Source organism: Lewinella sp. (genome assembly GCF_050633125.1).
Taxonomy (GTDB): Bacteria; Bacteroidota; Bacteroidia; order Chitinophagales; family Saprospiraceae; genus Lewinella.
The window spans coordinates 1-24,327 of the sequence record NZ_JBOEFX010000082.1 but is presented as its reverse complement, the minus strand read 5'-3'; the positions used below and the strand labels follow the sequence as shown (position 1 = coordinate 24,327).

Genomic DNA, 24,327 nt, shown 5'->3' with positions numbered 1-24,327 from the left:
TTGGCGCTCCTAGTTTTACGTTCTATTCCCCGGCAACAACTAATCTTCTTTGTATGAACCGTCTATTCTACCTTTTCTCTTTCGCTGGATTCCTTGGACTTTTTGCTTGTGGGCCTAACTATGCTTATGAGCAAACACTGGAAATTCCAGAAAACGGTTGGTCCTATGAAGACAGCTTGCTGGCAACTTTCGAAATCCCTGACACGAATACCATTTATAACCTCCACTTATTGGTAGAGCATACGACCTTTTTTCCTTACCAAAATTTCTACGTACAGGTTATCACTCAGTTCCCTAATGGAGAACGACTTACGGAACAGGTTTCGTTGGAACTATCAGCTAAAGGAGGAATCTGGTTGGGAGATTGCAGTGGAGAGACCTGTACTTTAGACATTCCTATTCAGCAGGGAGCCTATTTTAATCAAGCTGGCACCTATCAATTGAGTGTTCACCAATATTCTCGCCGCGATCCTCTCCCTGAGATCAAATCGATACGATTTGCTTTAGAGAAAACCGACGGGGCTCGCTAAGCAGTATCTTCCCTGTTAAATTACTGATTTGATGCTGGTTAGACATGAGATAATTATACAGATCATAACATTTAGCAAAAAGTGTTCCGAAACGAGCCTTTTTTTTCTGTCCGCTATCTTGCGCTAAAGTAAAATTAGTGTTGGTAAAAAGGTCCGAGTAGCGACTAAATATTAACTTTGTCGCGTAATTTGAAAATATTCACTTTATCAATCTAAATGTATGATGCGTAAATTTCTACTTATCGCACTTGCGTGTGCGCCTATCTTTTTAACAGCACAGGTCGCTCGTACCGTTCTTATCGAAGAATGGACCAATGCCTCTTGTGCACCTTGTGCTGCACAGAATCCTGCTTTCAACGCACTGCTAGATGCCAACGAAGAAAATGTTGTATCTATCAAATACCAGTGGTACTTCCCAGGTTATGATCCTTTCCAGGAGCAGAACCCAACAGAAATTAACAACCGTGGTGAATACTACGGTGTGACTGGTGTACCTACCGCATGGATTAATGGTACGGCTCCTGGTGATGCCTACGCTGGCGGTGTCGGTGCTTGGGATATCGCAGGTGGTGGCTACGAAGGTGGCCCTTACGGTTATAACCAGGCAGTCCTGGATTTTGAAGCTGCATTGATGTCTCCTATCAGTCTGACATTGACCCACGAACTCAATGAAGATGCTACAGAAGTAACAGTAAACGTTACTATTACCAATGAGAGCCTTGAAGATTTCACCATGGACGATGGCCGTTTGCACGTAGCATTGTTGGAAGAAGAAGTAATCTTCCCTACTCCTCCGGGATCTACGGACGAACTAGAGTTCACCAATGTTATGCGTAAAATGTACCCAGACGAAAATGGTACTACGGTAACAACTATCCCTGCAGGCATGTCTATGGATTTCACCCTCACTGGTGCAGTTCCTGATTATATCTATGGCTTGAACCAATTGAGTGTTGTTGCTTTTGTACAGGATCACACCTCTACGGAAGTATGGCAGTCTGCTATCACAACTCCTCAAGCAATTGCTAATGCAATTGACGCTGGTTTTGGTGGCAACCTTACTGCTGATCCTCAAGGACTGTGTGGTGCAACCATTACACCTATCGTTGAATTCGTAAACGGAGGTACTGTAGACATTACCCAGGCTACTGTAAATGCTTTGATCAATGGTTCTGTTGTAGGTACTGTTGAATACGCTGAAACATTGGCACCTGGTGAAACGACTACACTTACTTTTGACGAGATCATCTTGGCAGAATCTAACAACGAGCTTACTTTCAATATTTCTGAAGTAAACGACGGTGTAGGTGTTGACATCAACGGTCTAAACAACTCTACTGCAGCTGTTTCTTACGGTTCTTTGTCTGACACACCAATCGGTACGGAACTGGCAGAAGACAATGAGTCTTACAACGCTATCTACCCAGAAACGGGCTTGGTAACTCCTGGTATTCCTTTAGGTGAATTCGGCGGCAACTCTTTCGTTGTTTACGCTGCTGCTGATCTTCCTGCAGGTGGTGACGGTGGCCCTATTGGTGGCTACGGAACGTCTGATCGTTCTATCTTCATCAACTTTTATCAGTGGAACCCTGCTGGCGCTACGGCTGATGATGCATCTTTGACTTACCAGAAGATTGACTTGACCGGCGCTACTACGCCTGCATTGATGTTTGATCGTGCTAGTGCAAGCTATGCTGGTGATGGTGTATCAGGTGACCGTCTACAAGTATTGGTATCTACTGATTGTGCTGCTACCTTTGATATTGTTTGGGATGCTGCTGGTGCTGACTTGAATACAGCTCCTGCTTCTGATCCATTCTATATTCCTTCTGCTGGTGACTGGGCTACAGAAACAATTGACCTAAGCGCTTACGCTGGTCAGGAGATCAATGTACAGTTCAAGGCTTTCTCTGCTTGGGGTAACAACCTGTTCCTTGACAATATCAACGTTAGTAACTTTGTTGCTACCGAAGAATTGACTGAAGTAACTGAAATCAGCCTTTTCCCTAACCCGGTTAAGGAAATGATGAAGGTTGACTTTACCTTGGCAGAATCTACTCAATTGCAGGTAGAAGTATTCAATGCTACCGGACAGCGCGTACAGCAACTAGGTGTTGCTAACTACGGTGCTGGTCGCAACCAACTCAACATTGATGCTGCTCAATTGAGCAATGGCATGTACTTCTTGCGCATGTTCAATGCTGACCGTGAATTGAACCGCCGTTTCATCGTTCAGCACTAATAAATATTAGTCTTCCGAACGACGGTGTTTAATACACTAAGGTATCCGTCGCGTCAGCTAGCTGACGCGACGGATTTTTGTTTTTGACAGTCTAAGTATTTACGTTACTTTTGCATAACATAGAAAAACATCTATTTTATGAAGCAAAATATACTCTTATTACTCGCACTCTGTTTAACAAGCTCTATTGTGGTAGCGCAAAACATCGAGTTCAGCGAAAGCCCGGTTATCGTTTCTAATATCGCAGCTAGCGATTTCGAAGGGGTAGCCCATTCAACAGTGTCCAATACCGCTGATGCACAGCGTAGTTTCACCTGGGTACGTAACACCATGGAAATAACCGATGGGTGGACTATCGCCGTTTGTGACAATGTGCAGTGTTATTCTCCTGTCGTAGGAACAGAAGATTTTGTACTTGGTGCAAATACTGCTGGCACTATGGATATCCATGCTTACCCCAATGGTGTTGATGGCAGTGCCGTCGTAGAAATTGTAGTAACAGACAGAGATGATAGCTCACTGACAATGTCAAACCTGTACTACTTTAACACTGGCCCTTCCAGCACTACGGAAGCCAGCCGCCAAACCATCAAGGTTTATCCTAACCCTTCTAACGGACTCTTTTCCGTTAAAGGTGGTAAGCAGATTGCCAGCGTAGAGGTGTTCAGCCTCACTGGCCGTCGGGTAAAATCGTTTAATTACAATGATGGACAGTGGTATGATATTTCTAACTTACCTACTGGTACTTACCTGGTTCGTTTGATTGATCGTGATGCACAGCAGCTCGTAACCAAGCTGATAAACAAGCTCTAAAGACTTTTAATGTCTTAACAAAAATGCTCCTTATTGACTATGTCAAAAGGAGCATTTTTGTTTTTGCCTTACTTTAATCGTATTCGGACATACTTGATGGTCAATCCCTTTCGTAAATGGCGGTTTTCATAATAGGTCTTGAATGCTAGCTCTGGCATAACGAGTTCCTTACTGTAGATATCATCCTGGTGCAGTTCCAATGTCGCATACTCATACGTTTTCATCACGAGGAGGGTGTGTTCGTACAATTCAGGAGAATCCGTTTTAAGGTGAATCAACCCTCCGGAAGGGAGCATTTTGCGATAGCTATCCAAAAAACGTGGACTCGTTAGTCGTCGATTAATTTTACCATTTTCCAAGAAGGGGTCAGGGAAAGTAATCCAGATTTCACTCACTTCCTCGGGATGGAAAAAATGGTGCAGTTGCTCAATGCGCGTACGCACAAAAGCAGCATTATTTAATTCATTTTGGAGCGCATACCGAGCACCTTTCCAAATACGTGCTCCTTTTATATCTACCCCGATAATATTGCGTTCTGGATACATCTCTGCCAAGGCCAAAGTATATTCTCCCCGACCGCATGCCAGCTCTAGTGTAATCGGGTTTTCATTCTTAAAATGTTCACTTGCCCATTTTCCCGCACGTTCTACTGGCGCTCCGCCTTCACCCAGTAGGTGGGGATTGTCGTAATGAAAATTTTCATAGACATTAGGGAAACGTTGAATATCTGCAAACCGCTGAAGCTTATTTCTCCTACTCATCTTATTTTTTAGATTCTCTGACCATTAGAGCTGCAAAGGTAAGGTGATTTACAAAATTGCGTAGTATTCCGCCTGTACTTGCCTATATAAATAACAACTTATCGCGCTAAGCCTACGTTTTATTTTCAGATAAGCGTATTTTGATCGATGTCTGTCAGGTTCAAAGATTAATGATTATGAAAAAGATTCTTTTACTACTCCCCTTTCTTGTATGCTATTTTTTCACCATGGGGCAGGTGCTCACTGTTTCGGAAGAAATTCCGCTGAGTTCAGATGTAGCTTATGAAGTCATCGGAGAAATGGGTAATCATATCCTGCTTTTTCGTGACCGGAAGACAGAATTTGAAATCCAGGCTTTTAATCCTCAAATGCGAAAAAGCTGGTCTAAGGAATTGATACTAGATCGGCGTCTGCCTTCTGTACTGGGTGTTGTTCCTACCCAAGAGGACTTTACACTGCTTTATTCCTTTCGGCACAAAGGGAATACCTTAATCAAAGCACACCGCTACGATCCTGCTGCCAACCTTGTAGACTCTTCCCTGCTTATCAATTTGGGCTACCTTTTCTTCACGCCTCGTTTTGAACTTGTTCGTTCTGAAGATCGATCCAAACTTCTGCTGTTTTACGTTGAAAATCAGGATATCGTACACGCCTATTCTTTTGACCTACCTACTCAGTCCGTAATATGGGAATACAAATTCCCTCTAAACGATTTCTTGTTCAGTAGGGATTTCGTACAAGCTACCGTCGACAATCGTGGCGAGGCCAATTTCATTTTTCAGAAAGATAATTTCCGCTCCAGACGTAAAGATCATTTTTACCAAATACATTCCTACAACGGTTCCGGAGAGCCTACACTCACCAATATTCCCATGGGAGAGTATCTCTCTTATGATGTGTTTTTTGAAGCAGATAACCTCAATAATCAAATCATTGCTGCTGGCTTATATTCCGATGATAATACCGAACGCGCAATGGGCTTTTTTTACTTGCGGTTTAAGCCTAGAGCAACTACTCAGCCCATGGTCAAGTTTACTCCATTTACAGAAGAATTCTTGCAGAATTTACTAGGAAGAGATTATCGCGAAGGAAAGGGCGTAAATGAGACTTCCGTACAAGAAATTGTTCTCCGACGAGACGGAGGAGCACTGCTAATTGCCGAACGAAACAAACAACTGCAACGCCGAACCAGCACTACTAGCAGGGTCTATTATGACCCCACGGAACGCAACCTCGTGGATTTCTATTACGAAGAAGTATTTGTCCTTTCAATTCACCCTGATGGTCAACGCCACTGGGAGACTATTCTCCATAAAAAGCAGTATAGCCAGGACGACAACGGGATGTTTTCCAGTTACTTTCTTTTTGAAACACCAGGTAGGTTACGCTTCCTGTTTAACGATGAAATCAGGTATGAAAATACCGTTAGCGAGTATGTTATTAATGGTCTGGGAGAGTACGATCGAAACAGCTTGTTCAGTACGACCAAATTAGACCTTCGGCTGCGTTTTCGAGCAGCTACCCAAATAAGCCCCACTGAATTAGTCATTCCAAGCGAAAGGAGAAATCGCCTCAAACTGGTACGATTGACCTACTAAACTGATAGAGATAACCTGATTTAGAGCGTACTCAAAACGGTATACTTTCGCACAATCATCTCACTACCCCCTCTCTTGGACTTTCGGCACAACGGAGCCATAAAAACCACAACTCACTGAACTTCAAATAGATAAAAAAGCAATCTATTTAACTTTAGGCAAAAAAAAGATCGGTACAATAGTACCGATCCCAAAATAAACACCTAAAACCCTATTAACATCTTTATAAGCCAAACTGGCTTTTATTTCTTTCCCGGAAGGTAAAACCCGGTGATTCATTCGTTAGAGATTTGAACACGTTCGCAAATGTACGGTATAAAAGTATATGTACCAACATTTTTTCATAAAAAAGCTTTTTTCTTGGCTAGCCAAGCTTTACAGCTAATTATTAGTTCAATGTAAAGAAAACGTTGGTTTAAAAAGAATAGATGCAGCGAAATCGTCAATAAAATGTCATAAGTATTACGTATACAAAAGAAAAACACGCTCGTGCTACCGCTGAATCTACTGTTTTTGATTTGATATAATTCTCCGGTTCATTAAGAAAGTTGCTTTAATGACAAACAAATTCCCCTCTAGCTGGTTCGGTTTAAAATGGTTTCCTGATGAAAAAGATATTAAAGTTTTCAGGCTTGGGGGTTGCAGCATTGATCGTAGCAGCGGTTATCGCTGGTTTCATTGCCAATGAGCCCATGCCAACCCAGCGAGAAGGCGGTGCTGCCGCAGATGAACTTGCACGAAAAATGGAACGTGCTGTCAATAAAACAGCTTGGGACCAAACCCGTTTTGTAAGTTGGAAATTCCTATCGGGCACCAACTACCTCTGGGACAAAGACAAGAAGGCCGTTTTGGTAGAATGGGGAGATAATAAAGTTTTGCTTAACACAACTGACCGTACTGGCCTGGTCTACATTGAAGGGCAACAGGTAACCGATCCCGAAGCCAAGCAAAAATTGATTGATAAAGCTTGGTCACAATTCGCAAATGATAGCTTCTGGCTATGTGCACCAATGAAGGCTTTCGATCCTGGCACTCGCCGGGAGATCGCAACGAATAAAGCAGGTGAAGAGGGGCTTTTGGTACACTACAGTTCTGGTGGTGTCACGCCCGGCGATAGCTATCTGTGGCTACTGGATGACTCTGGAAAACCCAAAGCCTGGCAGATGTGGGTGAATATTATCCCTATCGGTGGTTTGCAATTTAGCTGGGAAGATTGGAGCGGTGGAGCCAATGACCCACAGATTGCTCAACAGCACGACGGAAAATTATTAGATGTCCCAATTATTGACCTTACCTACCCTAGCTATAGCGATGAGAACAGCCCTTTGAAGGCGCTTTGGAAATAGTACCCCCTGTCAGGTTTACCACTAATTTTCCTTCAGCAGCGAGTCAATTTCACTTTTGATAAATTGCCCCAGCTGATGCACATAGTCTTTTGAAAAATCAAAAGAAATGCCCGCCGTACTATAGATATCCCTAATATTGCGGGTATATCCTAGCCGTAGAGCGGTACGGTATTTTTCTACCGTTTGTGCCGGATGGGTACGGTACTGTTGCCAAATGGCAATTGCCCCCAATTGGGCAATACCGTATTCAATATAATAAAAGGGTACTTCAAACAGATGGAGTTGCTTATGCCAAAGGTGAGCAGCATATTCCTCTAAACCATCATGATCGATATAGGCTGAATTAAACTCCTTAAAGCACTTCAACCAAACCTCTTGCCGTTCTTCTCTACTATGACCAGGATGGGTATAGACCCAGTGCTGAAACTTATCAATGGTGGCAATCCAGGGCAATACCTTCAGCACCGTTTCCAACTGCTGCAAACGGGCACGTTGCAAATCCTCCTTTTTAGGGAAGAAAACATCCCAGTGATCCATCGTGAGCAACTCCATACTCATAGCAGCTAACTCAGCGACCTCTGAAGGCACACGGCGGGTGAAACTAAGGGGTAAATCACGGGTCAGGTAAGAGTGTACCGCGTGGCCACATTCGTGGAGCAGGGTACGCATATCTCCCAATGAGCGGCTTGCATTCATAAAAATGAACGGCACCCCTGTAAGGAGCAACGGCATATTATACCCCCCTGGCCTTTTCCCTGGACGAGAATCCAAATCCAGGTGCCCAAGTTCTCGCATCGTTGTTAGAACCTCCCCAAACTGAGGATGCACCCTTTGTAGACAGCTCGTAGATTTACGTACCAAATCATCCATATTTTGGAAAGGACGCAAAGGTTTTTTTCCGCTGGAATCTACGTGCAAGTCCCAAGGACGTAACTTTTCTACCCCCAGTGCTTTCTTACGATGAAGGTAAAGTTGTTCGACCAATGGAAGAATTTCATCGCGTATAGCATCATGAAAATCAGCACAATCATCTGGTGTATAATCAAATCGTCCCAGTTTCCGGAAACGATAATCCCGAAAATTATCAAAACCAGCATTCAGCGCAATCTGATGACGCTTTTGAAGCAACTTATCATAAAGCTCTTCCAGGTCTTCTGTGTCCTCCTGAATACGACGGTTGATTTTATGATAAATTTCTTCGCGGTATTCACGTCGAGGCTCCTCTAAGAGCGCACCGGCTTTTTGAAGAGTGAGCTGTACATCATTGATACCTACTGTCATCTCGGAAAAAATCTTTCCATGGACCTTACTATCCAGTTGGACTTCAGTTTCAAGTTGGATGTTTTTTTCCCGAAAAAGGTCGACCAAATTTTTTACTGCTCGCAAATAAATTCCATAACGAGTAGGATCAAGCTGATTAATCAATGGCGTATTGACCAGCTTTGAATTGAGCTTATGAGAATAATCTGAAATACGTGGAGAGAGTTGCTGTATAGCATAGTGGTAACTGTCTTGAGCAGCGGCATCAGTACTATCACTGGATATATTGATATAACGCCATGCAAATGACTCGCTAACGAAAGCGTCAAGTTCACTGCGATCCAGGAGCCACTGCTCAAGGTCTTTCAATGTAAATAACTTCCTTTGCAGCAACTCTTCGTAAAATGGCTGCAACCGCTCCCAAACGGTCAACTTGAACCTCATCGGAAGATAGGTTCTCGCTTTGGATCGCGGTAGTGCAGTTGCTCTCATATAGATGACTTGTTGTCCGTCGTATTATGAATTATTCACAATACTTAACTACTGACAACAACGGCACTCCGCGAGAGAAGGTTACTCCTCTTCGTCCGTTTCTGTCAATAGTCCGTTTTCTTTTAAACTATTAAACCACTTAATAACTTTTTTAACGTCACCAGGGTACACACGGTCAGGATCGTAGTTGGGCAGAATATCAGTAAAGTAGTCAAATAACTCATCCGACTTTACTGTTGGGTCTACCGGTGGGCGATCCTCGAATTGGTCACGCATATTGCGAAAAACATTCGCAAGCTCAACGGAGTCTCCGTCATCCGTGAAGATGGCTATAGATCCCAGAGGCGTAAACTGGTGTTTGCGGGCACTTACAAAGCGCCGCTTCCCCGAATCCAGATCTTCAACGATCAATCCGTTACTGCGGTTAGCTGCCATGCGGAACAAGCCCGGCAAGCCACTTACTGCGATCAGATTATCAAGGTTCATACTATTGTAATTTGGTATTAAAGCACAAAAGTACAAACTAATCGTTCATGTAGATGTCTGGAGTAAAAAAGTAGGTATGCAGAAGAGTAACAAAACCTCCAAAAGGGGTTTTGCTGGCAAGTATATTTCAAAGCTCTGTCCAAAAGTACACCTTTTTCCTAAAAGGTGAAAAAAATGATATATGAAAATCCTATTAAGACCGGTTTCTAATAAAATACCACCTAATAATCGCGCAAAATCACCATTTGCTCACGGAGTCGTTCCTGTGGCAAGAAGGCTTTTTCCAAATTTGCAGCGAAAGGAACAGGCGTATCCAAACTAGCAACCCGCACTACAGGTGCATCCAGGTACTCAAATAAATGCTGGCTGATATAAGCGGAAAGTTCTGCTCCTATTCCTCCTAACAGGGTTGCTTCATGCAAAATAAGGGCCTTGTTTGTCTTTTTCACGGTAGCTGCAATCGCCTCGTAATCCAGCGGCAACAAACTCCGTAAATCCAGAATGTCTACATCCATGCCTAGCTCTTCCGCTGCTTCGCGGGCCCAGTGCACCCCCAACCCATAAGTAATGATAGAGAGTGTCTCTCCTGCTTGCACCAAATTTGCTTTGCCAATCTCTGTCGTATAGTAACCTTCTGGCACCGGGGCCGTAATTTTCCGATAGAGGCCCTTGTGTTCAAAAAACAAAACAGGATTAGGATCATCTAAAGCCGCCAGCAGCAAACCTTTGGCATCTTCCGGGGTAGATGGGTAAACCATCTTGAGCCCAGGTACATGGAAGAACCACGCTTCATTCGCTTGGCTATGAAATGGTCCGGCTCCTACCCCACCACCAGTAGGCATTCGTACCACGACGTCGGCGGTTTGCCCCCAACGATAATGGATTTTTGCGAGGTTGTTCACAATTTGGTTGAACCCTACACTGACAAAATCAGCAAACTGCATTTCCACCATGGCTTTCCAGCCTTTGATGCTCAAGCCCAGGCCAATGCCCAAAATGGCACTTTCACACAGTGGTGTGTTACGCACCCGTTCCTTGCCAAACTCCGCTACAAAACCATCCGTTATTTTAAATACCCCACCATAGTCGGCGATATCCTGACCCATCAGAATCAACTGATCGTGGCGCTGCATTCCTGTCCGAAGGCCATCGCTAATGGCATCTACAAAGCGGATTTCTCGGCGCTCTTCCCCGGCAGGTGCCGGCGTGGGCTTCCAAGGAGCATAAACATCCTCTAGTTCCTGCTCTATATTAGCCGTAACTGGCGCTTCTGCAAAAGCAAGCTCCAGCCCTTCTTCTATCTCTGTTTTGATTAGTGCCCGCAGGCTTTCTACTTTCTTAGCTGTTAGCACTTTTTCGTCCAACAAAAATTGCTCAAAATTATCCAACGGGTCGCGCTGCCCCCATTCATCAAAATACTCCTGAGGAACGTATTTTGTACCAGAAGCTTCTTCATGCCCACGCATCCGGAAGGTGCGGCATTCCACAAGTACTGGCTCGGGATTTTTCCTCAATTCTTTAGCCAGCTTGTTGAAAGTATCATAAACCTCGAGGATATTGTTACCATCAATAATCACTGAACGCATACCATAACCAAGTGCTCGATCAGCGAGGTTTTCACAACGATATTGCTCACTGGTAGGTGTAGACAAGCCGTAGCCATTATTTTCAATAACAAAAATGACCGGTAGTTGCCAAACCGCTGCAGTATTGAGTGCTTCGTGAAAATCGCCTTCACTCGTACCTCCTTCGCCTGTAAAGGCAAGGGATACTCGCCCTTCTTGCCCCAATTTGTTGGCAAGTGCCACCCCAGAAGCCAACGCTAATTGTGGCCCCAGGTGGCTAATCATCCCTACGATGTTTTGCTCTGGTGCTCCGAAGTGGAAAGAACGGTCACGACCTTTAGTATAGCCACTCATTTTGCCTTGCCACTGTGCAAACATACGCTCTAGTGGTAGCCGCCGGCTGGTAAAAACGCCCAAATTGCGGTGCATCGTGAAGATATATTCATCTTCCAAAAGCGCATTGGTAGCCCCAACACTGATGGCTTCCTGGCCAATGCCGGAAAACCATTTACTGATCTTCCCCTGCCGTAGCAAGATGAGCATTTTCTCTTCGATCATACGGGGACGAAGTAGGTCTTCATGCAGCTTTAAAAGTAGTTTTTTAGAAAATCCTTTCTTCTGAAAAACCATTGACGGTGTGGTGGTGGCCATTATTTGGTGGCTTTTATTTGTCTATCCTATAAAACGATTTGCAAAGGTAACAGACCCTTCTTACAGCACTAAGGATTCTTTCAAATTTCTATCGCTATTCATGTTTTTTTCGTATAATTAGAGCTGAAATTACCGTAGAGTTCGCATAATATCCAACCGCATCAATGAAGCCACCTACCAATTCACGCCGCGAGGCACTCAAAGCACTAGGTTTAGTTTCCCTGGGCACCACCTTAGGGGGTGTTGCATTTGGAAAACCTGTCGACCAAACCCTTCATATTGCCCCTGCGGAACCGACCACCCCAAACCTGACAAAGACGATAAAAGCCATTGTCGTGGGTGCAGGCAACCGAGGAAACGTTTATGGAGGTTACGCTTTAAAGTACCCTGGCCAATTAGATATTGTAGGGGTGGCAGAACCCATTCCTCTCCGGCAACAACGCTTTGTAGACAAGCACAAAATAGCAGAAGACCGCCGCTTTGTAACCTGGGAACACGTCTTTGACCAGCCCAAATTTGCAGACGCTATCATCATTACCACACCAGACGATCTGCACCACGGGCCAGCCATGGCTGCACTAGCACTGGGATATGATTTATTATTGGAAAAACCCATTGCCCAATCCTGGCAAGAATGCAAGGAAATCAGAGACTTGGCCGAAGAAAAAGGGCGCATCGTAGCGGTATGCCATGTTTTACGTTATTCTCCTTACTATCAAAAAATAAAAGCGGTCATTGACAGTGGCGTATTGGGAGAATTGGTGAGCATGCAGCACTTTGAGCCGATCCAGCATGTACACATGAGTCATTCTTATGTACGAGGCAACTGGCGTAGAGAGGCTGACACCAATCCTATCATACTCGCCAAATCCTGCCATGATCTTGACATTATGCGCTGGTGGATTGATCGCCCTTGTGAATATGTTTCTTCCTTTGGGTCACTAAAATGGTTCCGTGAAGAGAACGCCCCGGAAGGAAGTACCAAGCGCTGTACAGATGGTTGCGCCGTAGAGGCGACCTGCCCTTATTCTGCTAAAAAGATTTACTACGATAACCGTACTTGGCTCCATCACTTTGATTTACCACAAGAAGAGCCTGCACGAGGAGAGGCAATCTTGAAAAATATAACAGAAGGCCCTTATGGGCGATGTGTATATCATTGTGATAATGACGTTGCGGATCACCAGGTTGTTTCGCTCCAGTTTGCGGATCAAATCACGGCTAATTTCAACATGGAGGCCTTTACCCATTATCATGGTCGCCGGACTCGCGTGATGGGTAGTATGGGAGATATGGTAGGTGACGAAACCGATTTACTAATCACCGATTTCCAAACAGGAAAACAAGAGAAGTGGAATGTTCATGATAACGCATCCCTTGATTCCGGGCATGGCGGCGGCGATTGGGGACTCGTTCGTGATTGGTTACAAGCTGTAGATCAACAAGATGGCACATTATTGACTTCCACCTTGACCGCCTCTATGGAGAGTCATCAAATGGGATTCTTAGCCGAAAAGAGCAGACGTAACCGTACGATAGAAAGCATTGGATAATTTTTACATATTAAGAACGTGCTATAACGCCTACAAGGCTAAACTTATAATTTTAAGACTAGGATGAACAAACGAAAGATACGCATGGGGATGGTCGGTGGAGGCCGAGGTGCATTTATTGGCGGTGTACACCGGATGGCTGCTGCGCTGGATGGCCAGGTGGAACTGGTCTGCGGTGCCTTTAGCAGTAATCCTGAGCGCTCACGCCTTTCTGGCGAAGATTTCTATTTACCTACGGAACGGGTCTATGGTTCTTATACCGAGATGATCGAAAAAGAAAAGCAATTGCCCTTAGGCGAGCGGATGGATTTTGTATCTATTGTCACACCTAACCATGTCCATTACGGCCCTGCAAAAATGGCGCTGCAAAATGGTTTCCATGTAGTTTGCGATAAGCCCTTGTGCTTCAATATGGAAGAGGCCGAAGAACTCGTAGCGCTCGTAGAAGAAACAGGTTTGATCTTTGCTCTTACCCACAACTATACCGGCTACCCCATGGTCAAGCAGGCACGTGCGATGATCGAGGCGGGTGAGTTTGGAGACATCCGAAAAGTAGTGGTTGAATACCCTCAGGGCTGGCTAAGTACCAAGCTTGAGGACGACACCGAGCAGAAACAAGCAGATTGGCGTACCGACCCCAGCCGTTCAGGTATTGCTGGTGCGATGGGAGATATTGGCACCCATGCTGAAAATCTTGCCGAATACATTACCGGCTTGGAAATTACGGAGCTTTGCGCCGACCTCACGGCCTTTGTGCCAGGTCGCCAACTCGACGATGATGGTAACGTTTTGTTGCGTTTCAACAATGGCGCCAAGGGTATTCTTCATGCTAGCCAAATCAGTGCCGGAGAAGAGAATGACCTCAACATTCGCGTCTATGGTACCAAAGGAGGTTTCCATTGGCGGCAGATGGAACCCAATACCCTTGTGGTAAAATGGCTAGACAAACCCGTTGAAGTTCGCCGCACTGGCGTTGGGGATTTATACCCTGCAGCCACTGCCCATACCCGTATACCTGCCGGCCATCCGGAAGGCTATCTCGAAGCTTTTGCAAACATCTATCGCAATTTTGCTCACTGTGTACAGGCAAGGCTTGCCGGTGAAACACCAGACCCTTTATTAATGGACTTTCCCAGTGTAAAAGATGGCTTGAGGGGTATGAAATTTATTGAAAAAGTAGTAGCTTCAAGCAATAGTAAAGAGAAATGGACTAAAATATAGTATACTCTTTTACAGGAAGTAATGGATTAAGGACGACCAGAAAAGACCAAAAAAGAAATTAACCGTACACGCTCAGTATACTAGTATTGAAAAACGCTTTCCTACCTAGTACTGTCCCCGTGTGCCTTCACTTACTTAATCCAATTTTTCATGCAATTATTTTACAAAATTTGCCTGTCTGTAATGGTACTCTTGGGGGGCTTGTCTCTGCACGCCCAGGGTAATGTTACCTTTTCGGTCAATCTCAGTGGCGTTGACGTTAGCCCTGATGGCGTCTCGGTAGCTTTCGCTGCCACTGATGCTTCCACAATTGCCGATATTTCGGTTGGTGCCCTAAGCGATGTGGATGGAGATGGTATCTATACCGAAACCTACTCCATATCGGATCCCGCCATCAATTACTTCTTTGTCAACGGAGCGATAAACAATCCGATGAACTTCGAGATGGTTCCTGAGGAATGTGGGACACTTATCGAACTTATTGGGCTTACTGCCAATGCCCGATCACTGGTAGTTGACGCAGCCACTATCACTCTAGATCCCGTTTGTTTTTCGGGTTGTGGCGCTTGTGCTGTCACTGATTGTGACAACCCTGCCGTTGTTTTCACCGATGACGCCAGCAGCTATGATTTGGGACCATTGGCGCCTACAGGCCCTTGGTCTGCGTGGCCTGGTGGTGCAGCCGGTTTTGAAATCGACACTATCGACGGAGACAATGTCTTTAGTATCATTGGTAGCCCTACCACCCAGGATGCCTATTTTGACACAGGAGACTTGACCAGTGGTCATTACTTCTTTTCTTGGAATATGTACATTCCAGAAGGAAACTCCGCTTATTTCAATGTACAGCATCAAGATCCTACAACGACCGCAGGCTACTGGGCCTTTGACGTATTTTTTGATGGTGATGGTACAGGTGTCTTAGATTTGAACGACAATTCTGGCACAGACGATACCACTTATGGTTTTGATTACCCTGAAGACGAGTTCTTCTATGTTGCTTTAATCATTGATTTGGACAACGATCAGGCTCGCCTTATCATAGATGAATACACGATTGGTTCATGGGTGTTCAGCGAAGGCGTTACCAATGCCAATGCAGAATTTGATCTACTCCAATTCTCTGGTATCAACTTCTACCCAATTGATGATACCCATGTTTGGTTCCTCGACAATATGTCTTGGTTAGAGATTCCTGCAGCTGGCCCAGACCAGTATTGCTATACTGCTTCTGTGATTGAGCCCGGCACCCATACCGTGAATGAGCTTAGTTGCTTTGGTGGCGGTATTCACCATGATGATGGTGATGGTTTAGCCGCTCAGTGGTTCCAGTATACCCCGGCCGCCGATGGCTGGATCAGCATCAGTAGCTGTGAAGGTGGCGCTGATACGCGGGGTTGGATTCTACGCGGCGACTGTAACAGCCTGGAGATCATTGGTGTCAATGACGACCAGTGTGCGGTAGAAGCAGGGTCTGATAACTTTTGGGCTTCCTACCGGGAAGCGGTTGTACAGGCTGGCCAAACCTATTACATCATGTGGGAAGATGTTTGGGACGACGCTGGTTTTGATTTCGAACTGACCTTCAATGATACAGAATTGGTAGAAGGTGACTTCTGTGAATCGGCAGCTGTTATTCAGCCTGGAGAGTTTGAAATTCTGGAATTCACCGGAAACGCAGCATACACTGGCCCAATTATCGACAATACCAGTCAGGGACGATCTCCGACTCCTTACGCACAGACAGAATGGTACCAGTACACCCCTACCATAGACGGCACTATTACCATCAGCTCTTGTGAGTTGAGCGCAAGTGATAACCGCGTTTGGGTTTACACTGGCGAGTGTGGTACACTGAGCAGCTTGACTGTTGTGGCAACCAACGATGATGGATGTGAAGAAGGAACTTTTACTTCTTTCATTGGTGACTTCCCCGTGACAGCGGGCACTACCTACTATATCGAATGGGACGACGGTTGGTCGGGCGACGGCTTTGGTTGGGAGTTGATTTTCAACTCAGCGGTAGTAACTTCAGACGTTACTTTCCAGGTAGACATGAACCTTGAAACCGTTGACCCAGGTGGCGTATTTATTGCCGGTGGCTTCAGCGATTTTATGAATGTAGCGATGGACGATGCGGACGCTGATGGTATCTATACCGTTACCTTGCCATTGGAAGACAATACCATGTATACCTACAAATTCAAGAATGGCCCTGACGGCTGGGAAAACATTGCTGAGGTCGATTGTACTACAGGAGACTTCTCTGATCGCTTTATCAATACCGGCGATATGGATGTAACCGTGGATGTGGTATGCTTTGGTTACTGTACTACTTGTGATCTGGTAGATAATGTTGACGAACTGACGTTTGCGCAAAGCATAGACTTGTTCCCTAATCCTACCGATGGTCAGCTACAAGTGCGCATCAACCTACCTGAAGCAGTGGATGGCTTACGTTTACGCGTAAGCAGTATCCTTGGCAACACCCTGATTGATCGCCAATTGGGTAACCTGATCCAGTACAACGAACAGATTGACCTGAGTGCATTCCCTGCTGGTACTTACGTGGTAACACTTACCAACGGAAGCTTGCAGACCAACCGCAAGGTGGTGGTTAAGTAATGACTGGTACAGGTATTTGATACTTAGTACTCCAGTTTTGAACTCGAATCCCGGTGAATTGACATTCATCGGGATTCGTTTTTTTATTATTGAGGAAGAGCATTATCTTAAAGCCCGGATCAATAAATACTACTTCTACATGAAAACGATCAAAGGCCCTGCCCTATTTTTAGCTCAATTTATGGGTGATGAAGCTCCTTTCAACAGCCTCGATACTATTTGTCAATGGGCAGCCGACCTTGGTTACAAAGGTGTTCAGATTCCTACCTGGGAAAGCCGGCTGATAGACCTGGAAAAAGCAGCAACCAGCAAGACCTACGCTGATGAACTAAAAGGTAAAATTGCAAGCTACGGGCTAGAGATTACAGAGCTGGCCAGCCACCTACAGGGGCAGCTGGTAGCGGTGCATCCTGGTTACGACAGTATGTTTGACAATTTTGCGCCAAAGGAAGTACATGGTAATCCCAAGGCCCGTACAGAATGGGCCGTACAGCAAATGAAATGGGCAGCCAAAGCCAGTCAAAATCTTGGCTTGAGCACGCATGTCAGCTTTAGCGGTGCGCTTTTATGGCCTTTCGTTTATCCCTGGCCACAGCGCCCAGCCGGACTGGTAGAAGAAGGGTTTTCGGAATTAGGCAAGCGTTGGAAACCTATCCTCGATACTTATGATGACGCGGGTGTCGACCTCGGTTATGAGTTGCATCCCGGCGAGGACTTACACGATGGCATCTCCTTCGAGATGTTCCTAGACGCCGTGGACCAACATCCTCGTGCAGGGATCAATTACGACCCTAGTCACTTCGTTTTGCAACACCTCGACTATCTGTCTTTCATTGATATCTACCACGAACGCATCTTTGCTTTCCACGTCAAGGATGCCGAATTCAACCCCACCGGCAAGCAGGGCGTCTACGGCGGCTATCAAGGCTGGAAAGAGCGTGCCGGTCGCTTCCGCTCCCTCGGCGACGGGCAAGTGGATTTCAAAGGCATTTTCACGCGTCTATCCCAATACGGCTACGACAGCTGGGCCGTCCTGGAATGGGAATGCTGCATCAAAAGCCCCGAACAAGGTGCCCGCGAAGGTGCACCCTTCATCCAGCAACACATTATTGAAGTAACCGAAAAAGCATTCGATGATTTCGCCGGTGCGGAAACCGATAAAGCGGCGAATCGGAGGATATTAGGGTTGGGGTGAGGTCGTGCGAAGTGCTTGGTGCGGAAACTGCTCCGACTTTGCCGTAGGAATCCCTTCGGGGCTGACTTTCCACTTCCGACTTTTGGTGCGAGGCGCGGCTTGGAGTGCGGGGTATTGGGTACTTTGTATCAGGACTATACTTTGTAGTTGGTTTGAGCAAAATAAAACGGGTCGGGAGTGTCCCATCTCGCGCAGCGCCGTCAGGGACCGCAGAGATTTTTTATTACTGAATATCAAGTAGATACATTTTTGCAATTATTCATAAGACACACTTTAATGAACGGTCTCAAATCACAACCTCGACACAGCATAGTTTTATCCCTAAGCAGTTGCTCGAAATGACGAAGAATTCCCATCCCCTAACCATTGTTGACAGATATCGTCAGTTTTTACTGAAACCTTTCCCTTATTTAGATGGATGGAAGAGCAGATTGTTTCTCGTACTTTTCAGCTCCGGATTTTCGGTCGTTTTTATCTATTTTTTTAATCCTTTTAATATCAGGAGTATCGACTACGAGGGGGCGCTCTTGCACTTCATCCCTATAGAATTAGTGAGCCTTTCAGGTGCTCTCACCTTAGGTATTACCCAGTTTTACTTACGTGAAAAATTGGGTTTTGACCGGCTGAATGTTGGGCGATTTCTAGGTTGGTTTTGCTTGGAAGCTTTCCTCATTTGTATCGTGGTCTATGTGCTTTTCGGGGTTTGGGAAAAGCCTTTTTTTACTGAGTTTTCCATTATCATTGATTATTCATTATCACTATCTATTCTCCCCTACCTTGTTGCCTGTTTACTCATCCTGGTCGTTAAACTCAGCAAAACCGAAGCCCAACAAAAGCAACAGCCTGCAATGGCTAATATGCCGTTGTTGTTTCGCGATAAAAATGGGAAAGGCGTTCTAAGCTTGCGCACAGAACAAATCCTGTTCTTAAAATCTGAAAATAATTACGTGGCCATTCACCATGTACAAGAAGGGCAATTGAAGTGCTCGTTGATCCGAAATAATCTAAAGGAAGTGACCAATGCCTTGGCAGGTACTAATTTTCTACGCGTACATCGCTCCTATACCGTGAACTTGAATCAGATTGTTTCCGCACAGCGCAAGAAGGATGGCTACCTACTGCACCTGGCCGGCTTAACGGCCAAAAAACTAAAAGTTTCTGAAACCTACCGCTCGGTATTTGAAGAAAAATATCTTAACAGGTAACTCTTTCAGGGGGAATTAACCCCAAATAGCCACTTTTCACCACTTTTCACCTCTAAAATCAAGTCAAAACTGCAATAACCTGTAGATTCGGTGAAACGTACAAAGTAAACATGTACCACAGACATTGTCACAAACAGTTTCAAGAGACACCACCACTTGTGTCCCAAAAGCTACGAATGACAGTGGCTATTTTTGTCTAAACTAACCGAATCTAAATTATGAAAAACTCCCTCCTCCACTTATTCTGGATTGGTCTGGCTTGCACAACACTCTTTTTTAGTGCTTGTGAAGATGATGACACTCCCTCCAACGAAATTGTAATTAGCCCCAGCCCTACAGCTGCTGACGATGCACAACTCGCATTTATCGAGGCAAAATCAGGCAATGTTATCATTTTTGAAGCTGGTACATTTAACTTCACCAACACCTTATCAATGGATGGTCAGATGGAAATCATCATCAGAGGTGCTGGCCGTGGTGAAACCATCCTTGATTTCAGTGGGCAGACCTCCGGTGGCGATGGTGTTCTAGTGACCAACTCCAACAGCATTCGTTTTGAAAACCTTACCATCCGCGATGCTAAGGGGGATGCCCTAAAAGCTCGTGATTGTGATAAAATCAGCTTTGTAAATGTCGCTACCATCTGGTCTGGAGAACCTAATGAAAACAATGGTGCTTACGGTCTGTACCCTGTTTTGTGCTCCGAAGTTTACATCGACAACTGCTACGCTTACGGTGCCTCTGATGCGGGCATTTACGTAGGGCAATCGGATCAGGTGATTGTAAAAAACAGCTTAGCCGAGGGTAACGTTGCCGGTATCGAGATTGAAAACACAACCAATGCGGATGTATTCAATAACGAGGCCTTTGACAATACCGGAGGAATCCTGGTCTTCGACCTGCCGGGGTTGACCAAGTCAGGCAGCAATACCAGGGTTTACAACAACAACAGCCACGACAACAATCGCACCAACTTTGCTCCTGCCGGCAATATTGTTGCAAATGTACCTGCGGGTACTGGTTGTATGGTTTTGAGTACGAAGAATGTCGAAATTTTTGACAATACCTTTAGTGAAAATCAGTTTGCTGGAGTCATTATTGCCAACTATTTGATCGTGAATGACTCCCCCAATGACCCGCTGTACGACCCCTACCCAGCTGGTATTTACATCTACAACAACGAGCACTCCATGACTGGTACAGTAGATGTTGCTAACCAACCGCCACTGATGCAGTCCATCATCAATGTATTGGCGCTCTACGGTCACGACCAGCCTAATATTCTTATGGATGGTCTAATAGCAGCCCCAAGTGCAGTGTGTATTGAGGAAAGCAGTGCTTCGTTTATCAATATGAATGCTGCAGATCAAACTTTTTCGTCGATTTCAACGGACGCAACGGTGCACGCTTGTAGCAAAGATCCCTTACCGGCCATCACCTTTGATCCATTTTAAATATCTTGGTTGATGCTGCCTTTTTATAGTCATCCCGAGTTTTAATAATCGTTAAAACTCGGGATGACTCCTAAAATACGTTCCACCCAAAATGATTCTTATGCATTTTCTAAAAACACTAGGGGGCTTGAGTCTGCTGGTACTTCTGTTTGCTCACTGTGACAAACCAGAAAACCCCGATTTTAATGCTGTGAATATCCCTGGGGAAAATGGTTTTGAGCTCCTGTCTCAGTACAACTTCTTCACGGGTGACCTTACCGAATTGAATGCCAATACGGAAGCTCGGGTATTGCCTTATGATTTAAACACAGCTTTATTCAGTGACTATGCCTTAAAAAAACGCTTCGTTTACGTGCCAGAAGGCAGTGTCATTCCTTTTGATACGGCCAGCGTTTTAGATTTACCCCTGGGTTCAGCATTGATCAAACATTTCTATTACGAAAATGCCGACGGCACCGACAATCACATCGAAACCCGACTACTGATTCGACAGCCAGATGGTTGGCAAGCAGAAACCTATGCCTGGAATGAAAGCCAGACGGATGCCCAACGAACCCTGGTTGGTGGCACAAAAAACCTTTCACAGTCTATCAATGGTACAATTCAAAACTTCAATTACCTGATTCCCAATCAAAATCAATGTAAAAATTGTCATGCTTACGAAGGAAAACTCCACCCTATTGGTCCACAGGTACAGAACCTCAATAAAGACTACGAGTACAATTTTGGCACCGCCAATCAAATTGACACTTGGGTAGATCGGAGTATTCTGGCTAATACCAGCCTGGCTAGTATTCCACAATGGCCAACACTCGACCAAAGTTCTGCTAGTCTTGACGAAAGGGCACGGGCTTATCTGGCAGTCAACTGTGCCTCTTGCCACCGACTCGAAGGCTCTGCTGCCAATTCCGGCTTGTACCTAGAGTATTGGAACGATGAAGAGCTGAGTAGGGGCATTTGGAAGACACCCGTTGCAGCAGGGAACGGATCAGGAGGTTTAACCTATGTTATTCATCCTGGCGAAGCCGATCAGTCTATCTTGCTATACCGTATGATCTCGGATGAGGTAGACGAAAGAATGCCGGAAATTGGTCGCGAATTGGTCCACGAAGAAGGTATAGCCCTCATCCGTGAGTGGATCAATAGTCTTTAATTCCAATTAACCGACCTCAAAAAGCGTCGCACAAAACAAGCTTTGCCCTAAGCAAAGATGAACCCCTAAATAAACATCCGCACCGCGTACAACAACACCAGCAACACCCATACCGAGAAGCCTTCTTCTACAGCATCCAACCAAAAATGTTTGGAAAACAACACTTCATCGGTAGATTTAAAGAGGCGGCGGATCAGCTTGATCACAACACCTAATCCAATACACATTACCTGGAAAATAAAAGACTCCACCACCAGGTTCCACAAATCTTTGTCGATCATACCTGGCATCAGGTACCTGAATACGGCTACACCGCCAATCAGCATGATCAGGGAATAGATGAAAGTCTTGCGGTCTTTCTTTCCCGTATCTGGTGGCGGGTTATTTAGATTATTGTCGAGAATATCATTCATAAATTTCACTTCAAATTACTGTGGCAAAAACCGACCCCACGAGCGCCAATACTTGTCTTTATAGATATCGTATTCCATGTCTATCTTATCGGCATATTCCTGGCATATCGCGTCCACTATCTTCGAAGATTTTTTGAATTCTTTGCAGGCAAAATAAATGCCTCGGGTATCGGCGCCCGTCTGTCGGCCCAGGTTCAGGTAGCCGTCTTGGTCTTTCAACTCGGCCATGAGGCGGTCTTCGATTTCCTCTAGTAGGTCCCCAGTCTCCTCGTCTGGCAAGCCATTGTTTGCATAGCCATCATAGGGCAACTCTACCACCAGCATCCAGGGGTGCGAGGCACGGCCATCCCATTCCATCAAGTCCATATCGGCAGCTATAATCAGAGGACTCCCATCCTCTAGTTCCGCTTTTAAGATGGCACCTTTACCCTCCTCTACATTCTTCTTTACGGCATCGTATTTCTCTACAAACTCCTTTTCCCGCCAAGCCAAAAACGCTACAATTTCTGTGATCGGCACCAATTCTTTTTCGGCATCCTCCGTACTTTTTACCACCACTTGGTCGATCTGGGTAGCAAAATTCCACTCGCCCAGCAGATGATCCAAAAATAGGTAGGTACCATGTGTGATTACCTCCCGGATTTCCTCCGTCAGTGCCTCGTGTACCAACACAATGTTCACCTCATCCGGGTATTCCGCGTCTTCGGCTTCATAAAAAGAGATATTTTCCTTCGTAAACGTATGCTCCCCCAGGCTGATCCCCTTGGTCTCCAAATCCATGGTTTGGCGCAGCGCTATAAACTTCCACCTGTCCAATTCGGGAGCAGCAGCGATGATTTCGTCTATAAACACCATATTTTTCAAATCGCCATTTGCCGAAAAAATCAGTTCTACGACCTCTTCATCCGGCATGCCCGTCAGCAGATGAAACCCTTCCCGCAAATCTCGCAGGCGCGGCAGTGCTTTGCCCAAAAACTCGCCAGCGATATTACCATTACTCTTCACCAGCTGATAAAACGTGGGCTCATGTTGCACAAACCAGTTCCAGAAATCTTCGTAAGAACTCATCTTTTGTTCTCCTCCAGAAAACAGCTTTTTCCAAAAACTCATCTATTCCTCTTTTTTAGTATTGTGGGCCTCCCTACGGGCGCTACGTTGCGCAGCTCCTTATTCAGTCGGCCACCGCTCAGGCGGTGTCTGGCCCTTGCCTTTGGCCGGGCCACTGCTCCACATCGCTAGGCCAGTGCCTCGCCAAAGCTCAAGATAAGTAATAAGCGCCTATCTATCCCTCGGCTTTGTTGTTTTATAGAGATAGAAAAACCATAGACGAAAGTAAGCCCTGGCTTCGGAGATGCTCAAATTCTGACTAAAAAGGCTATAAAAAGGCGAAACTCTTTTCTCCAGCGCGTGGTGATTATGCACTAGATATTCGTCTTGAAAACGGAGCTCGGGCTTTGGCCCTACAGTTGGGGCACACCCAATATTTGACCTCGTCCGAGGTGTTTTGGGGAAGAAACAGCATTATTTCGGCCCCGCGATTGATTTTCTTTGAAGATATGCCCAACCGTATAATCGCACTGGTACGATTGGCCCGTTCTGAAGGTGCGTAGCGAATAGCGAAGCACTGCGCAGGGACGAGCAGCAGCAGCGATAGCAGCGGTATGCAATGCGCAGCACTGCATGAGAGCGGATAGCGCGATGGCGAGCCAGCAGGCGATGCCAGCTGCCCAAAGCATTGGTAAACTTGTTATAAAGACCAGTCTT

At 45.5% G+C, this 24,327-nt stretch carries 18 protein-coding genes; 12 read left to right on the top strand and 6 right to left on the bottom strand.

Features of this window, described 5'->3' with window-relative positions; translation table 11 throughout:
• Positions 1-53: 53 nt before the first annotated feature.
• The 3 genes from ACRBG0_RS18200 (at position 54) to ACRBG0_RS18190 (ending at position 3,585) form a co-directional block, all read left to right on the top strand.
• Complete coding sequence (locus ACRBG0_RS18200; protein ID WP_431488292.1) at positions 54-530, top strand: gliding motility lipoprotein GldH; 477 nt, start codon at positions 54-56, stop codon at positions 528-530.
• A gap of 220 nt (positions 531-750) precedes the next feature.
• Positions 751-2,772 carry a T9SS type A sorting domain-containing protein gene (locus tag ACRBG0_RS18195; RefSeq protein WP_431488291.1) on the top strand — a complete coding sequence of 674 codons (2,022 nt, stop codon included), beginning with the start codon at positions 751-753 and terminating at the stop codon, positions 2,770-2,772.
• A gap of 138 nt (positions 2,773-2,910) precedes the next feature.
• Positions 2,911-3,585: a T9SS type A sorting domain-containing protein gene (locus ACRBG0_RS18190; protein ID WP_431488290.1), complete on the top strand. Its 675-nt coding sequence runs from the start codon at positions 2,911-2,913 to the stop codon at positions 3,583-3,585.
• 68 nt (positions 3,586-3,653) lie between these two features.
• Here ACRBG0_RS18190 and trmB read toward each other — a convergent pair whose 3' ends face one another.
• The gene (gene trmB / locus ACRBG0_RS18185) at positions 3,654-4,346 is read right to left on the bottom strand and encodes a tRNA (guanosine(46)-N7)-methyltransferase TrmB (RefSeq protein ID WP_431488289.1); all 693 of its coding nucleotides are present in this window, start codon (positions 4,344-4,346) and stop codon (positions 3,654-3,656) included.
• 176 nt (positions 4,347-4,522) lie between these two features.
• On the opposite strand from trmB, the gene ACRBG0_RS18180 reads away from it, so the two are divergent.
• Positions 4,523-5,944, top strand: a complete 1,422-nt coding sequence (locus ACRBG0_RS18180; protein WP_431488288.1) for a hypothetical protein — start codon at positions 4,523-4,525, stop codon at positions 5,942-5,944.
• Positions 5,945-6,549: 605 nt separating this feature from the next.
• On the top strand, positions 6,550-7,290 hold the full coding sequence (locus ACRBG0_RS18175) for a hypothetical protein (RefSeq protein ID WP_431488287.1): 741 nt from the start codon (positions 6,550-6,552) through the stop codon (positions 7,288-7,290).
• 21 nt (positions 7,291-7,311) lie between these two features.
• Here the strand turns inward: ACRBG0_RS18175 and ACRBG0_RS18170 are convergent, their stop codons facing one another.
• The 3 genes from ACRBG0_RS18170 to ACRBG0_RS18160 form a co-directional block, all read right to left on the bottom strand.
• On the bottom strand, positions 7,312-8,994 hold the full coding sequence (locus tag ACRBG0_RS18170) for a M3 family oligoendopeptidase (RefSeq protein ID WP_431488286.1): 1,683 nt from the start codon (positions 8,992-8,994) through the stop codon (positions 7,312-7,314).
• Positions 8,995-9,123: 129 nt separating this feature from the next.
• A complete protein-coding gene (locus tag ACRBG0_RS18165) occupies positions 9,124-9,528 on the bottom strand; it encodes a DUF5606 family protein (RefSeq protein WP_020535982.1) in 405 nt (134 codons plus the stop codon).
• Positions 9,529-9,749: 221 nt separating this feature from the next.
• Entirely contained in the window at positions 9,750-11,744 is a 1,995-nt protein-coding gene (locus ACRBG0_RS18160; RefSeq protein ID WP_431488285.1) for an alpha-ketoacid dehydrogenase subunit alpha/beta, read from the bottom strand.
• Between the two features lie 164 nt (positions 11,745-11,908).
• On the opposite strand from ACRBG0_RS18160, the gene ACRBG0_RS18155 reads away from it, so the two are divergent.
• The 7 genes from ACRBG0_RS18155 (at position 11,909) to ACRBG0_RS18125 (ending at position 22,150) form a co-directional block, all read left to right on the top strand.
• Positions 11,909-13,297, top strand: a complete 1,389-nt coding sequence (locus ACRBG0_RS18155; RefSeq protein ID WP_431488284.1) for a Gfo/Idh/MocA family protein — start codon at positions 11,909-11,911, stop codon at positions 13,295-13,297.
• Positions 13,298-13,360: 63 nt separating this feature from the next.
• Positions 13,361-14,518 carry a Gfo/Idh/MocA family protein gene (locus ACRBG0_RS18150; protein WP_431488283.1) on the top strand — a complete coding sequence of 386 codons (1,158 nt, stop codon included), beginning with the start codon at positions 13,361-13,363 and terminating at the stop codon, positions 14,516-14,518.
• 150 nt (positions 14,519-14,668) lie between these two features.
• Positions 14,669-17,143 (top strand): T9SS type A sorting domain-containing protein, encoded by a 2,475-nt coding sequence (locus ACRBG0_RS18145; RefSeq protein ID WP_431488282.1) that lies wholly within the window; start codon positions 14,669-14,671, stop codon positions 17,141-17,143.
• A 139-nt stretch (positions 17,144-17,282) separates the two neighbouring features.
• Positions 17,283-18,338, top strand: a complete 1,056-nt coding sequence (locus ACRBG0_RS18140; protein WP_431488281.1) for a sugar phosphate isomerase/epimerase family protein — start codon at positions 17,283-17,285, stop codon at positions 18,336-18,338.
• A gap of 338 nt (positions 18,339-18,676) precedes the next feature.
• Positions 18,677-19,543, top strand: coding sequence for a LytR/AlgR family response regulator transcription factor (locus ACRBG0_RS18135; protein ID WP_431488280.1), 867 nt, complete (start codon positions 18,677-18,679; stop codon positions 19,541-19,543).
• A gap of 218 nt (positions 19,544-19,761) precedes the next feature.
• Positions 19,762-20,997, top strand: a complete 1,236-nt coding sequence (locus tag ACRBG0_RS18130; protein ID WP_431488279.1) for a parallel beta-helix domain-containing protein — start codon at positions 19,762-19,764, stop codon at positions 20,995-20,997.
• Between the two features lie 100 nt (positions 20,998-21,097).
• Entirely contained in the window at positions 21,098-22,150 is a 1,053-nt protein-coding gene (locus ACRBG0_RS18125; RefSeq protein WP_431488278.1) for an SO2930 family diheme c-type cytochrome, read from the top strand.
• A gap of 65 nt (positions 22,151-22,215) precedes the next feature.
• On the opposite strand, the gene ACRBG0_RS18120 is transcribed toward ACRBG0_RS18125, so the two are convergent.
• Entirely contained in the window at positions 22,216-22,563 is a 348-nt protein-coding gene (locus tag ACRBG0_RS18120) for a hypothetical protein (RefSeq protein ID WP_431488277.1), read from the bottom strand.
• Positions 22,564-22,578: 15 nt separating this feature from the next.
• Entirely contained in the window at positions 22,579-23,673 is a 1,095-nt protein-coding gene (locus tag ACRBG0_RS18115) for a DUF695 domain-containing protein (RefSeq protein ID WP_431488276.1), read from the bottom strand.
• Positions 23,674-24,327: the final 654 nt, after the last annotated feature.